Raw genomic sequence first — 14,089 nt, 5'->3', positions numbered from 1 at the left:
GGACGCGCATGAGCGAGCGGAGCGAGCGAATCAATCAACGCAGCGTCTGGAGTGCCTCATGCGCGCCCGGAGCGAAGCGAGGACGCGCATGAGCGTCGAGGAGGCCGAGTCCGCGCCAGCACCACCGGAGGCCAGCATGCGGGCGCTCGCCGAGTTCGAGCGCCATCTGGTTTCCGAGCGCAACCTGTCCAGGCACACGGTCCGGGCCTACCTCGGCGACGTGCGGAGTCTGCTCGAGTACGCCATGCGTCAATCGAGGGGCGACCTCGACGCGTTGGACATCCAGCTGCTCCGCGGATGGCTCGCCCACCTCCAGGCCACCGGCCAAGCGCGTACCACCCTCGCCCGCCGCGCGGCGGCTGTGCGGACCTTCACCGCCTGGGCTCACCGGCGCGGGGTGCTGGCGGCGGATCCGGGCGGCCTCCTGGGTACGCCGAAGCTCCGTCGCCCGCTTCCCGGCGTGCTGCGTCAGGGTGAGGCACGGAGCCTGATGGACGTGGCCGCCACGGCCAGTGACGACGGAAGCCCGGTCGGCCGCCGCGACCGAGCCATCCTCGAAGTCCTCTACGCGACGGGAATCCGGGTTGGCGAACTCGTGGCCCTCGATGTCGACGACCTCGACCACGAGCGGTCCGTGGTACGCGTGCTGGGCAAGGGCAGCAAGGAACGCTCCGTGCCATACGGCGTACCAGCCACAGAGGCATTGGCCGACTACCTCACACAGGGGCGGACCGCTCTGACGCGCCCCGGCAGCGGGCCCGCGTTGTTCCTCGGCGTGCGCGGGGGGCGGCTGGACCAGCGGGAGGTACGCCGGCTGGTGCACGCGAGGCTTGCGGATGTCGCCGACGCCCCTGACCTCGGGCCGCACGGCCTTCGCCACTCGGCCGCGACCCATCTGCTCGAAGGCGGCGCCGATCTGCGAAGTGTCCAGGAAATGCTCGGGCACGCGTCCTTGGCCACGACCCAGACCTACACCCACGTCTCCGCCGAGCGGCTTCGTGCGATCTACCGGCAGGCACATCCGCGCGCGTGATGGCGCCCCCTGGACCTAAGAGGTCGCGCGACCTCTTAGAACAGCCGCGCAGGTTTTGGAGAAGCTTCCGGCTGGCAGAATCACCGTCCGTGGATACGCCTGATGAGGTCACCCACTCCAGCGATCTCTGGGACGGAAACTGGGACGAGGTACGCGATGCATGGGACCTCGATCCCAGCCGAGCTCACCTCAATCACGGCTCCTTCGGTGCGGTGCCGCGCCTGGTCCGGGCCGCGGAGACCCACTGGCGTGGGCTCGCCGACGCGAATCCGATGCACTACTACCGCACGTTGCTCCCGCCGGCGATCGTCAGTGCCCGAGCGGCGGCGGCGGACTTCCTCGGGACCGTTCAGGACGCTCTTGCCCTGGTCAGCAACACGACCGCCGGAGTGAGCACGGTGCTCGCGGCGCTCGCGCTCCGCGAAGGCGAGGAGGTCCTGCTGACTGATCACGCCTATGGTGCGGTCGCGCTCGCGGTCGCAAGATTCGCCGGCGCGGCCGGCGCGCAGGTGAAAGCCGTCAAGGTTCCATTGACGGCGACGGACGAGGAGGTCGTCCGCGCCGTCGCGGACGGAATCACGTCGCGCACGAGGTTGGTGCTGATCGACCAGATCACCTCACCGACCGCTCGGCTGTTTCCGGTACGTCGCGTGGCCGAGGAAGCCAGGGCCCGTGGTGTGACGGTGTTCGTCGACGGCGCGCACGTGCCGGGCATGCTGCCGGTGGACGTCGAGGCACTCGGTGCGGACTTCTGGGTCGGCAACTTCCACAAGTGGGCGTTCGCCGGGCGTAGCGTCGCCGGACTCTGGGTCGCACCGTCTTGGCGCCCGCAGATCCAGCCCCTCGTCGTCTCGTGGAACGAAGAGCAGCGGTTTCCGGCCGCGTTCGACCAGCAAGGAACGCGCGACGGGGCGGTCTGGCTTGCACTGCCGGACGCTCTGCGGTTCTTCGAGAGCCTCGAGCCGGAGCGCCTACGCCAGTACAACAACGGTCTCGCGGCCTACGGGCAGTCAGTGGTCGCATCGGCGCTGGGAACCTCGCTAGACGGCGTGGGCGGTGATCCACGGTTGTCCATGCGTCTGGTGGCCCTGCCGCGCGGGGTCGCCGACACGGGGGAGGCCGCGACCGCGTTGTACGAGCGGATCTCCCGCGACCTGCACGTCGAGGTCGCCGTGACCAGCTGGGCAGGGCGTGGCTGGCTACGGCTGTCGGCGCAGGCGTACAACGCGCCGGCTGAGTACGAGCGGTTTGCCCACGGCATCGCCGGCCTCCTTCGCTGAGTACTCCGGCAAACCTGAGGCCTGGACAGGCGTCGCCAGGCTTCTGCCGTGCCGATTCCGTCCCCATCGCTTCATGCCACCCGGCGGTGTCGCCGGCGTGCGGCGTCGAGTTCGACCACGCCGCGCTCGGCCGAGGTAGCCGGGCCAGCTGGACGTGGTGGGTCGGGTGAGGGCGGCCGGGGACCTCGCGAAGGCCCGGAGGTACGCCGGCTCAGGCGGACCATCACGCCGGCGGCAGTCGCGCCTGCGATGGCGCCCGCGGCTGGTGCGGCGAACGCGTTGAACGCGGCAAGCACGACCTGCCCTTCGGCGCCGACGAAAGAGCCCGCGGCGGTGTCTGGCCCTTTTGTCGGCTCCGTGGCCCCTGCTCGGGCCGGCGTGGCGGTGAGGGCTTGGTCGATCTCGGCGCGACTGGGCTGACCGCGCACCGAGGCCGCGGTGATCAGCTCCCCGGGTGAGGCCGCGGCCACTGGCGCGATCGCGGATGGTGCCGCGGTCACGGTGAGCGGGATACCGGGTGGCGCCGCGACGCCGAGGAGGGGCACGTTCCCGGGAAATGGTGCGACTGGGGCAGCCTGCCCAATCTCGAGGTCCACCTTGACGCTTCCGGCTGGCCCATCGAGGGGCAGGAGCCGTGGCGGGCCAGCGGAGAGCAGGGTCAGCGGATCGAGATAGTGGCTGCCCCGCCGCAGACCCCAGTGCAGGCATACCCGCGGGACGCAGTGACTCTGTCGGCTGGTCAGCCGCCCGAGCGGCGCACCGGAGGCCACCGGCGTGCCGACCGTGACAGAGGGGGAGACGGGCTCGTAGGTGGTGCGGAGCGAGCCGTGCGTGACGGTGACCACGCCACGCCCCGCCAGAACGCCCGTATAGGTCACCACCCCGGCACCAGCCGCACGGACCTCCTGATCCTCCACACCTGCCAGGTCGACGCCCCGGTGTCCAGAGCCCCACGGCCGGTCGGGCGGATCGAACGTACGGATGATCTCGGGGCGAGGGGTCAATGGCCAGGTCCACCTCTCGGGGTCTGGTGCTCCCACCCGCCGGGGGTCCGTGGTGCCAGCCCAGGCGGCGCCGGGGACGAGCACCAGGCTGGGGAGGGCGAGAAGGAGCGTCACGAGGCCGCACCACAGAACGCGGTGCAGGACCTGCCGGACGTGGAGGAAAGACCGGCCGCGGGGCGCACGGCCGCGGGAGAGATCGACACCGGGACGGACGTGGCGTCCACGGCGGCGCCGGCGATCGCGGTGGAGGTGGCGGAAAGGATCATCACGACTGGGGTGGCGCTTGTCGCGGAGGTGCCGGCGGATCTGAGGGCGCTGATCATGGCGGAGATGCCCGTCGCGGTGGACATGTCGGTCGTGGCGGGGGTGGATGGAGGTCATGGTTGATCGTTGCTGGCGGGGGCGCGGGGAGGCGGCCGGTCGCGGGATCTGTGGACGAGAAATGCCGATCTCGTTCTTGTGGACCAAAACCTGCTCGACGCCGGCTCGGGGGGCCCGCCCCAGCGGGGTACGCCGTCATCGGAGTCCCCCCGCGCGATCGAGTACACTGCACCCGGCGCGCCCTCCGTCCACGTGACCCGGAGCGGTTCCACACAGATCCGGGCAAACTCCCAGCGTGGAGCACGGGCGGCGGGTGCCGACACAACCAAGGTCATCAACACCACATCACGCACGCTTGCATTCCGTGTCGTTTCCGCGGCGCGGGCACACCTCTCGGTCCCTGTGGGCATAAGCAGTCAGGGCAGGGTGTGCGCGAGCGTCAGGGGCCCCGGCCGTTTCGGTCGAGGCCGAGGAACCGAGAGCGCGCCATGAATGGCGCGGAGGAGGATACGCGGCCATGGCCGTCGTCACGATGAGGCAGCTGCTCGAGAGCGGCGTTCACTTCGGTCACCAGACCCGTCGCTGGAACCCGAAGATGAAGCGCTACATCTTCACCGAGCGCAACGGCATCTACATCATCGACCTGCGACAGTCGCTGTCGTACATCGATCGCGCCTACCAGTTCGTCAAGGACACCGTCGCCCGGGGCGGTTCTGTGCTGTTCGTCGGCACCAAGAAGCAGGGCCAGGAGGCCATCGCCGAGCAGGCCATGCGGGTCGGCATGCCGTACGTCAACCAGCGTTGGCTCGGCGGCATGCTCACCAACTTCCAGACGGTCTACAAGCGTCTGCAGCGGCTGAAGGAGCTTGAGGAGCTCGACTTCGACGACGTCGCGGGCTCGGGCATGACCAAGAAGGAGCTGCTGCAGCTGCGGCGCGAGCGCGACAAGCTCGACCGCACGCTGGGCGGTATCCGCCGGATGCAGCGTCTTCCCAGCGCGGTGTGGATCGTCGACACGAAGAAGGAGCACCTCGCGGTCGACGAGGCCAAGAAGCTCGGGATCCCCGTGATCGCGATCCTCGACACCAACTGCGACCCCGACGAGGTTGACTACCCGATCCCGGGCAACGACGACGCGATCCGTTCCGTCGCCCTCCTGACCAGGATCATCTCCGACGCCGTGGCGGACGGGCTGATGGCTCGCGCCGGCGTCGGTGAGGAGCCTCAGGTCGGTGCCGAGCTCGGCGCCGAGGAGCCGCTGCCCGAGTGGGAGCGCGAGCTGCTCGCCCGCTCCGAGGAAGCCGGCGAACAGGCGGGTGCGCGTGCTGAGGGCGCCGCAGCCGAGGCGGGCGCTGAGGGCGCCGCAGCTGAGGCGGGCGCTGAGGGCTCCGCAGCTGAGGCGGGCGCTGAGGGCACCGCAGCTGAGGGCACCCCGGCTGAGAGCACCACAGCTGAGGGCACCCCGGCTGAGAGCACCGCAGCTGAGGGCACCGCAGCGGAGGCGGGCGCTGAGTCCGGCGCGGCTGAGGCCGCCCCGGCGTCCAGCGAGAGCAACGCCTGACCTTCGCTCCGGCTCTGCGGGCCCGAGACCGACACAACCCTGCCGAAGACTGACTAAGAGAGCGATCGACACACCAAGATGAGCACCTTCACAGCCGCGGACGTCAAGAAGCTCCGGGACGCCACCGGGGCCGGGATGATGGACTGCAAGAAGGCCCTCGAAGAAGCCGAGGGTGACTTCGACAAGGCCGTCGAGATTCTCCGCGTCAAGGGCGCGGCGAAGGCGGCCAAGAGGGGCGCGGAGCGCACCGCCGGCAACGGCATCGTCGTCGCCAAGGGCGGCGCCCTGCTCGAACTCAACTGCGAGACCGACTTCGTGGCCAAGAACGAACAGTTCCAGGCGCTGGGCAACGACCTGGTCGCGCTGGCCAGCGACGCGAAGGTCGCCGGCAGCGACGAGTTTGCCGGGGCGAAGCTTCCTGACGGGCGCACCGTCTCCGAGGCCGTCGACGCGCTCGCGGCCGTGATCGGTGAGAAGCTCGCGGTCGGTAGGGTCGCCGCGTTCGAGGGCCAGACGGCCGTCTACCTGCACCGGCGGGCGACTGACCTGCCGCCGCAGGTCGGGGTCCTGGTGGCCTTCGAGGGCGGTAACGAGGAGGCCGCGAAGAGCGCGGCGATGCAGATCGCCGCGATGCGCCCGCAGTACGTCACGCGCGACGAGGTTCCCGCCGAGGTCCTCGACAGCGAGCGACGGATCGCCGAGGAGACCGCCCGCAACGAGGGGAAGCCCGAGCAGGCCCTCCCGCGCATTGTCGAGGGTCGGGTCAACGGCTTCTTCAAGGACACGGTCCTGGTCGAACAACCCTCGGTGCACGACCAGCAGAAGACCGTCGGCCAGGTGCTGGCGGACGCGGGCGTGACCGTCACCAGGTTCGCGCGCTTCGAGGTCGGGGCCTAGCAGCTCGAACGTCGGCATGGGGGCACAGACCGGACACATGACGCCAGGCGACAGGAGGCGGGATCGTGGAGGCCGTATTCATGGGAGTAGGGCTATGACGACCGAGACGATCCCGGCCTCGTCGGCGCCGGGCACGACAACGCCGTACCACCGGGTGCTGCTCAAGCTGTCCGGTGAGGTTTTCGGCGGCGGGAAGCTCGGCGTCGACCCTGACGTCGTGGCGAACATCGCGCAGCAGATCGCCGAGGTGGTCCGCAGCGGCGTTCAGGTGGCCGTCGTCGTTGGCGGCGGCAACTTCTTCCGCGGCGCCGAGCTCCAGCTGGGCGGCATGGACCGGGCCAGAGCCGACTACATGGGCATGCTCGGCACTGTCATGAACTGCCTTGCACTCCAGGACTTTCTGGAGAAGCGCGGTGTCGACACCCGGGTCCAGACCGCGATCACCATGGGGCAGATCGCCGAGCCCTACATCCCCCGCCGGTCGATGCGGCACCTGGAGAAGGGACGAGTCGTCATCTTCGGCGCCGGGTCCGGCATGCCGTACTTCTCCACCGACACGGTGGCGGCGCAGCGGGCGCTCGAGGTCGGCGCGGAGGTCCTGCTCAAGGCGACGTCCGTCGACGGTGTGTACGACGCGGATCCCAAACAGGTGCCCGGGGCAACGAAGTTCGAGCGGGTCAGCTTCTCCGAGGTCCTGCGTCGGCGGTTGCGGGTCGCGGACGCTACGGCGATCAGTTTGTGCATGGAGCACCGGTTACCGATCATCGTCTTCAACCTTCTCCAGGACGGCAACATCGTGCGCGTCGTTCGGGGTGAGAGGATCGGAACCCTCGTCTCGTCCGACTCCTGACACGAGAAGGACGTGACGCGCGCGGAGCCGCCCGCCAGGCGAGCGACAACGCCGAACCCGACAATCCAGCGCCACGTGCCCGTTCTCCCGACCGGCCGGTGGCCGAGCAATCCGAGGACAAGGAGATCGCGACCGTGACCATCGACCAGACTCTCCGCGACGCGGAACAGAAGATGGGCAAGGCCGTTGACTTTGCCAAAGAGGAGTTCGCCACGATTCGCACGGGCCGTGCTCACCCGGCCATGTTCGCGAAGATCCAGGCGGACTATTACGGAACGCCGACGCCGATCCAGCAGCTCGCGTCGTTCCATATCCCTGAGGCGCGGCTCGTCATCATCACGCCCTACGACAAGAACGCCCTCCACGGAATCGAGAAGGGCATTCGCGACTCCGACCTCGGCGTCAACCCCGCTAACGACGGTGCGGTGATCCGGATCGCCCTGCCGGAGTTGACCGAGGAACGCCGTAAGGAATACGCGCGGCTGGCCCGGCACAAGGCCGAAGAGGCCCGTGTCTCCGTACGCAACGTCCGCCGCCACGCCAAGGAGACGCTCGACCGGCTGTCTCGTGAAGGCGAGGCCGGCGAGGATGACGTCGCGCGCGGCGAGAAGCAGTTGGACTCGTCGACCCGCAAGTTCGTCGATCAGGTCGACGAACTCCTCAAGCGCAAGGAAGAAGAGATCCTCGAGGTCTAGGGGCGTGTTTTATAGATCAGGCTCGATCCGCGGGGAGTTCGCCTCGCTTGACCAGCAAGCGACAGATGGCTCTGTCCAGCGCTTGGTGACGCGCGGCCTTCCTGGAACCTTCGTGGAATCGTGGAGCTTGAGCGATTTCGTGGGTGGACGCGAGCGCGTCCATGCCGGATGCGGGCATTCAGAGAGCCGAGAATGATCTATAAGAAACGCCCTGAGGTGGCAGGCATGACCGTTGACGCCTCGAGGCTCCCCACCTGTGCAGGACATCGTGACCGACTCCTCTGAGGGAGAGGACGGCAACCGCCGCAGCGGGCAGCGCACCAGCAGGTTTGGCCGTAACCTCGCCGCCGCGATCGGTGTGGGCGTGTTGCTGGGCGCTGTCGTCATCGCCTCGCTCTTCATCGTCAAGTCCGTGTTCGTCGCGTTCGTCATCGTGGCGGTGGGCCTGGCGGTGATCGAGCTCTCCCGCGCCCTGCGACCAGCGGGGGTCACCCTGCCGCTGGTTCCGTTGCTGGCAGGCGTTGTCGGGATGCTTGCTGGCGCCTACATCGCTGGTACGCCGGCCCTGGTGGGCGCGCTCGGGCTCACGGCGTTCGCGGTGTTCGCGGGCCGGCTCCTGGGTGGCCGGGAAGGCTATGTCCGCGACGTCACCGCCGGCGTGTTCGTCGCGCTCTATGTGCCGTTCCTGGCATCCTTCGCGATCCTGATGCTGCGGCCAGAGGACGGGCCGTTCAGGGTCCTCCTCTTTGTCGCCGTCACCGTCGCCAGTGACATCGGTGGCTATGCGGCGGGCGTGCTTTTTGGCCGGCACAAGCTGGCTCCGGAGATCAGTCCAGGCAAGACGTGGGAGGGTCTCGCGGGCTCGGCCCTGTCGTGTCTGGCGGTGGGGATCGTCGGCGTCACGGTGTTGCTGCACGGCGCGTGGTGGGCCGGTCTGGTGCTCGGCGTGGTGGCCACCGTCACGGCCACAGCCGGCGACCTGGTGGAGTCCATGCTCAAACGAGACATCGGGATCAAAGACATGGGCAGCGTCCTGCCCGGACACGGTGGTGTGATGGACCGGCTTGACTCGCTCCTCCCCACGGCCTTGGTGAGCTGGCTCGTCCTGACTCTGCTGGTAGCGGTTCCGGGGTGATCGCGTGACTACTCTCCATCTGGTACGCCACGGCCGACCGGTCCCCGACGAAGGGCCGGCGGAGCGGTGGGAGTTGGATGCCTCTGCGGGTGAGGAACTCTCGGCTCTGCGGACGTCGGGCGCGCTGCCCCAATGGGCCCGGTGGTTTTCGTCCCCGGAGCCCAAGGCACGCGGGACCGCACGCGCACTCACCGGCACCGCCGTGGGCTTCGTCGACGGCCTGCGGGAGATGACCCGGCCAGCGCAAGCCTGGCTTGGCAGCGGGGCTTGGGCGGCGGTGGTTCGCCGTTCGCTCACCGATCTGGATGTGCCCGCACAGGATGGCTGGGAGACCGGACGGGCGACCGCCGAACGCGTGGTCGCCGCCGTACGTCGGATCCAGGACAGCTGCCCTGACGACGATCTGGTCCTCGTGGGTCATGGCACGGCGTGGACGTTGCTGGTGGCCGCCCTCACCGACGGGCCGGCGGATGTGGACGCCTGGGAACGCTTGCGGATGCCGGATCACTGTGTGCTCGAGCTCCCCGGCAGCACCGACGCGGCCGCCCGGATCCTGGCTCCATGGGGCAGCTGGGCCGGAGCGGCGTAACCACCGGTCCGGCTCGACTCTGGGGCGTGCGATGGGGCCAGCCCGTCACTGCATGACGGGAACGAATCCGCTGCCTGGCTTGTACTCCGGTGATTGGTGGCGGAAGTAGGTGTTGTAGACGTCGCAGTATTTGCCGCCCTTGCGCATCAGGCTCGCGTGATCGCCTTCCTCGACGATGCGGCCGTGCTCGAGTACGACGATCCGGTCAGCGTGCTGGATGGTCGAGAGTCGGTGCGCGATCACGATCGAGGTCCGGTCGTGCAGGACGACGTCGAGCCCTTCCTGGATCTGCGCCTCCGTCAGCGGATCGACGCTCGCGGTGGCTTCGTCCAGGATGACGATGGCCGGGTCCTGGATGAGAAGCCGGGCGAGGGCGACGAGCTGGCGTTGCCCCATCGACAGCGCCTGGCCGTGTTCGCCTACCTCGGTCGCGAGGCCGTCTGGCAGCGCGGCGAGCCAGTCTCCGTTGCCGACCTGTTGCGCGGCGCGCAGGACCTCCTCGTCGGTCGCGTCGGGACGGGGATAGCGGATGTTGTCGCCGATCGTGCCGGAGAAGAGGAACGGGGCCTGCGGAACGACGCCGAGTTGGCGGCGGTAGTCCTGGAGGTCAAGCGTGCGGATGTCCCGCCCGTCGAGGTAGATGTGGCCGCCCTGGAACTCGTAGAACCGCGTGATCAGCTTGCCGAGCGTGGACTTGCCCGCACCGGTGTGCCCGACGAGCGCGACCATCTCGCCCGCCTCGATGGTCATGGTGAAGTCGTCGAGAACGTGGTGGGTGGGGTTGTAGCCGAAGGTCACGTCGGCGAACTCGATACGACCAGTCAGCCGTCCGACGGGTTGCGGGTTGGTCTGGAGCACCCGCGGCGTCGCGTCGACCAGTGCGAAGACGCGTTCGGCGGCTGAGAGACCTTGCTGGAACTGCGACCAGAAGGACGCGATGCTGGTCAGAGGCATCCAGAAGAGCCCGACGGCTTGGAGGAAGAGGAACCAGTCGCCTGTGGACACGTTGCCGTCGAGGACGCGGTGACCACCCACCTGGACCAGCAGGACCGTGGCCAGTCCGGCGACGGCGAAGAGGAGCGGGAAAATCGACCCGAAGACCATGCCCTGCCGGATCGTGACCTGGTAGTTCTGCTCGTTGATGGGGCGGAACTCGTCATAGATCGTTTGTTCCTGGCGGAAGTTCTTGGCGACCGCGATGCCCCCCATCGTTTCCGCGACGTTGGCGTTGACGCGGGCCAACGACCGCTGAGCGCGCCGGGTGCTTTCCCGGGCGATCCGCCGGAAGGCCAATGCCATGACGACGATGATCGGCGTGATCGCCAGCGTGAGCAGGGCGAGGGTGACATCCCGGGCGAAGAGCAGGGCGGTGATGAAGCCGACCAGCAGCACTTGGCTCAGGAGGTTGATGGTCAGGCTAACGACGTTCGCGAAATCGTCGGTGTCGGAAGTGACCCGACTGACGATCTTGCCGGACGGATTCTCGTCGTAGAAGGAGAGGTCGCGTTTGAGGATCGCCGAGAACGCGTCCCTTCGGAGGGTGAGAACGACGTCGCCCACGACCCGTGCGCTCTGAGCCTGGCGTATGTAGTTGGAAACCCAGCCGAAGACTCCGGAGATGAGGATGAGCACGACCAGCAGGGCGAGGAACCCCTGGGACTGGTCGCTGGCCATCCGGTCGAGGCCCCAGCTGATGACGATCGGAAGGACTGCCTGCAGCAGTGAGGTGAGGACGATCGTCACGGCGACGACCATCATCGGGACCAGCTTGGGCCGGAAGTAGTGCAGGATCCGCCGGACGAGTTCGCGGTCGCTGTAGGTGCGGTCGTAGTCCTCGGCTTCGAGACCGGCCATGATGAAGCCCATTTAGCGGTCCTCACTCCCTGCGTTCATGTCGTACGCCGGACCCGCGGGCGTGGCCGCGAAGCCGGATTCCGCCGACTCCCGGCCGTCCAGCACCATCTGGTCGAGCTCCTTGTCGACAGAGGGCGTGGCGACCTCGTCGTAGTGCGCGAAGATCCGGCGGTAGAGGGCACAGCGCTCGAGGAGCTCTTCATGGGTGCCCTGGTCGACGAGTTCGCCGCGCTGGATCAGCAGGACCTTGTCGGCCCAGCGGATCTGGGAGAGCCGGTGAGTGATGAGCAGCGTGGTGCGGCCCTGGAGGATGCGGCGGATCGCCTGCTGGATCTCGTCTTCGGTGGCGCTGTCGATGGCGCTGGTCGAGTCGTCGAGGATGAGGATGCTCGGATCGGTGAGGAGCGCCCGGGCGATCGCCAGCCGCTGTCGCTGCCCACCGGACAGGGTGACCCCGCGCTCACCGATCACCGTGTCATATCCGTCGTCGAGCTCCTCGATGAACGCGTGCGCCTGGGCGTCCTTGGCCGCCCGCACCACGGCTTCGCGATCGGCGCGCTGTCCCAGGCTGAACGCGATGTTCTCGGCGACCGGCCGGGAGAACAGCACGATGTCCTGCTCGATGGTGGAGATCTGGGATCGCAGGGAGTCGAGGTTCCAGTCGCGGACGTCGACCCCGTCGATCAGGATGCGGCCCTCATCGGTGTCGTAGATCCGGTTGACGAGTTTTGTCAACGTGCTCTTGCCGGATCCCGTCTCACCGACGATCGCGATCGTCTCACCGGGCTTGGCGCGGAAGGACACCTTGCGTAGGACCGGCTGATCGGCGTATCCGAAGGAAACGTTCTCGAAGACGAGCTCGCCCCGCATCGCGTCGCGATTCCCCTGGGAGTTCTGGTCGAGCTCCGTCTCCTCCTCCAGGAGCGTGAGGATGCGGCGCGCGCTCACGATGCCCAGCTGGATGAGGGAGAACGAGAAGATCGAGATGCCGGTGGGGAACCCGAGCAGGGCCATGAGGCCGAGGTAGGCCACCAGGTCACCGATCGAGAGGTCACCGGCGGAGTAGAGCACCAGTCCGTGGAGCAGGGCGCCGGCGGTGGCGATCGCCAGCAGCAGTGTGGGCAGGTAGCGCGCCTGGACGAGACCCTGCTCGACGAACGAGTCGCGGTAGGTGCGGGCGTTGCGTTCGAACCGGCGGCGTTCCTGCTCCTCCTGCGCGGTCACCTTGACGACCTCGATGCCGCGGACGGCCTCGTTGAGGCCGGCGTTCAGATCGCCGAACTGCTCGCGCATCCGGATGGACACGGGATTGAGGCGGCGCATGTAGTGGCGGATCGCGAGGAAGAACGCCACGGCGAACAGAAGCGGCGACAGGAGTAGCCGTGGGTCGATGAAGGCGATGAAGACGATGGGGATGATGCCCTGCAGCATCGAGTCGACCACGAGGTCGACACCTGGGGACATCATCGAGCTCAACTGCCGGACGTCGTTGGCGGCCCGGGCCATGAGGTCGCCGACCCGCTGCCGGTTGTGGAACGTCTGGCTCTTGCCGAGCAGGGTGAGGTAGAGCTCGTCGCGTGCGTCCCGCTCCATGCGCTTGGCGAGGACCTCGACGGAGAGCCGAGCGACAAGGTCGATCACGCTACGGATCACCACGATGGCGAGTAGTGCCAGGACGATCAAGGTCAGCTCGTTGGCGATCGGTCCGTCTCGCAGGACCGTGTCGAACGCCTTGCCGGTCAGGCCCGGAATCGAGGAGTTGAGCAGCACCATCACCAGTGAGCTCAGCAGGAAACCGACCAGATAGCCCTTGTGCCGGACTAGGTGCGACAGGATCCATCGGACCGGACCCCGCCGGTCAGACCGGTGCTGGTCGACGACGGTGAACTCCGACTTGAGTGTGGCCACGAGCGGGTGCCTCCGGGAACGGACGCGGGGGTTGTTGGGCACACGGCGACGTCAGGTCGGGCACACCACCGGTAGGGAGGGTGCCGAGAGGGGGCTCGAGACGGACCGTGAGACTCGGACTGTTCTAGCACGATTCACCGAGAAAATACCAGCGAATATTCCAGGAAATGGTCTTGTCGGTGGCCGGTGATAACGTGGGCGCGGCGATTCGGGTACCCGATTCTGGTGACCCAGAGCTGGATTGCGGGTCGGCCTTATTATGTTCCTGCTCTGGCCGGTTGTACGCCAGGTCTGGTATTGCGGCTCGGCCTTGTTATTGGCACCGGCGCTATACGGCACCCGCGCTCGGACCGGCGCTCAGACCGGCACCCCGCGAGTGGCGGGAACGCCTCACTGGTCCGCCAACTCACCCGGCATACGCCCACCCCTGCCAGCGGGTCACGTCGACCCAGATGACCGGGCCGGGGGGTGGCTCTGTGGCGTACTGCGGATACTTCGACGAGAGCCACGCAAGCGGCTCGGCGCACTCCTCCGGCTCCACCAGCACCCTCGCCCGGCCGTCGGCGCGGCACCACCACAACCGGCTCCAGTCATCGTCGTCGTAGCAGTCGGCGAGCATGCTGACCTGCGGATTCTCCTCGATGAGCGCCAGCCGTCGAAGCCGCCGTGTCGTCTTGGGTTTCTGGTCCACGGCGGTGACCACAACGTCACCGACCACCGCGAACGTCACGACCACGAGGTGCGGCTCGGCGTTCAGGCTGGCGGTGGCCAGGCAGGCGGTACGGCTTGCGGTGAACCTCCGCCGCGCCTCCGCTTCGCTCAGCCGCACTGGCCGGACCCGACCGGGTGAGCGGGGCTCGGCGCGTGGGCGGTCACCCCGGTGCGTGGCGCGTATTCGTTGGCCATGTGCCGAGCCTAATGCCGCCTCCGTCGCGCGCCGCTCAGACCGTACGGAGAAATGT

The 14,089-nt window shown here is 68.1% G+C and carries 13 protein-coding genes; 9 read left to right on the top strand and 4 right to left on the bottom strand.

Features of this window, described 5'->3' with window-relative positions:
• The first annotated feature begins 88 nt into the window (after positions 1–88).
• The gene (locus B141_RS0113355) at positions 89–1,033 is read left to right on the top strand and encodes a tyrosine recombinase XerC (RefSeq protein ID WP_020575676.1); all 945 of its coding nucleotides are present in this window, start codon (positions 89–91) and stop codon (positions 1,031–1,033) included.
• An 89-nt stretch (positions 1,034–1,122) separates the two neighbouring features.
• A complete protein-coding gene (locus B141_RS40450) occupies positions 1,123–2,313 on the top strand; it encodes an aminotransferase class V-fold PLP-dependent enzyme (RefSeq protein WP_020575675.1) in 1,191 nt (396 codons plus the stop codon).
• Between the two features lie 71 nt (positions 2,314–2,384).
• Here the strand turns inward: B141_RS40450 and B141_RS46780 are convergent, their stop codons facing one another.
• Complete coding sequence (locus tag B141_RS46780) at positions 2,385–3,431, bottom strand: murein hydrolase activator EnvC family protein (protein WP_020575674.1); 1,047 nt, start codon at positions 3,429–3,431, stop codon at positions 2,385–2,387.
• Between the two features lie 39 nt (positions 3,432–3,470).
• Between B141_RS46780 and B141_RS51400 the strand changes: the two genes are divergently transcribed.
• The 7 genes from B141_RS51400 (at position 3,471) to B141_RS0113315 (ending at position 9,365) form a co-directional block, all read left to right on the top strand.
• On the top strand, positions 3,471–3,704 hold the full coding sequence (locus B141_RS51400) for a hypothetical protein (protein WP_237742691.1): 234 nt from the start codon (positions 3,471–3,473) through the stop codon (positions 3,702–3,704).
• Between the two features lie 451 nt (positions 3,705–4,155).
• Positions 4,156–5,199, top strand: coding sequence for a 30S ribosomal protein S2 (gene rpsB, locus B141_RS0113340; protein WP_020575672.1), 1,044 nt, complete (start codon positions 4,156–4,158; stop codon positions 5,197–5,199).
• Positions 5,200–5,277: 78 nt separating this feature from the next.
• Entirely contained in the window at positions 5,278–6,096 is an 819-nt protein-coding gene (gene tsf / locus B141_RS0113335) for a translation elongation factor Ts (protein ID WP_020575671.1), read from the top strand.
• Positions 6,097–6,190: 94 nt separating this feature from the next.
• Positions 6,191–6,946: a UMP kinase gene (gene pyrH, locus B141_RS0113330; RefSeq protein ID WP_020575670.1), complete on the top strand. Its 756-nt coding sequence runs from the start codon at positions 6,191–6,193 to the stop codon at positions 6,944–6,946.
• A 140-nt stretch (positions 6,947–7,086) separates the two neighbouring features.
• Positions 7,087–7,641, top strand: coding sequence for a ribosome recycling factor (gene frr / locus B141_RS0113325; protein WP_040421204.1), 555 nt, complete (start codon positions 7,087–7,089; stop codon positions 7,639–7,641).
• Between the two features lie 268 nt (positions 7,642–7,909).
• Entirely contained in the window at positions 7,910–8,776 is an 867-nt protein-coding gene (locus tag B141_RS0113320; protein WP_157180995.1) for a phosphatidate cytidylyltransferase, read from the top strand.
• 4 nt (positions 8,777–8,780) lie between these two features.
• Positions 8,781–9,365, top strand: coding sequence for a histidine phosphatase family protein (locus B141_RS0113315; protein WP_020575667.1), 585 nt, complete (start codon positions 8,781–8,783; stop codon positions 9,363–9,365).
• A 45-nt stretch (positions 9,366–9,410) separates the two neighbouring features.
• Here the strand turns inward: B141_RS0113315 and B141_RS0113310 are convergent, their stop codons facing one another.
• The 3 genes from B141_RS0113310 to B141_RS0113300 form a co-directional block, all read right to left on the bottom strand.
• The gene (locus B141_RS0113310; RefSeq protein WP_020575666.1) at positions 9,411–11,231 is read right to left on the bottom strand and encodes an ABC transporter ATP-binding protein; all 1,821 of its coding nucleotides are present in this window, start codon (positions 11,229–11,231) and stop codon (positions 9,411–9,413) included.
• Complete coding sequence (locus B141_RS40435) at positions 11,232–13,127, bottom strand: ABC transporter ATP-binding protein (RefSeq protein ID WP_020575665.1); 1,896 nt, start codon at positions 13,125–13,127, stop codon at positions 11,232–11,234.
• A 406-nt stretch (positions 13,128–13,533) separates the two neighbouring features.
• Complete coding sequence (locus B141_RS0113300; RefSeq protein WP_020575664.1) at positions 13,534–13,956, bottom strand: TIGR03668 family PPOX class F420-dependent oxidoreductase; 423 nt, start codon at positions 13,954–13,956, stop codon at positions 13,534–13,536.
• Positions 13,957–14,089: the final 133 nt, after the last annotated feature.

It is taken from the genome of Actinopolymorpha alba DSM 45243 (genome assembly GCF_000373925.1).
In the GTDB taxonomy this organism is placed as follows: Bacteria; Actinomycetota; Actinomycetes; order Propionibacteriales; family Actinopolymorphaceae; genus Actinopolymorpha; species Actinopolymorpha alba.
Note: the sequence above shows the minus strand (reverse complement) of the source record. Positions and strands in the feature narration are given on the sequence as shown.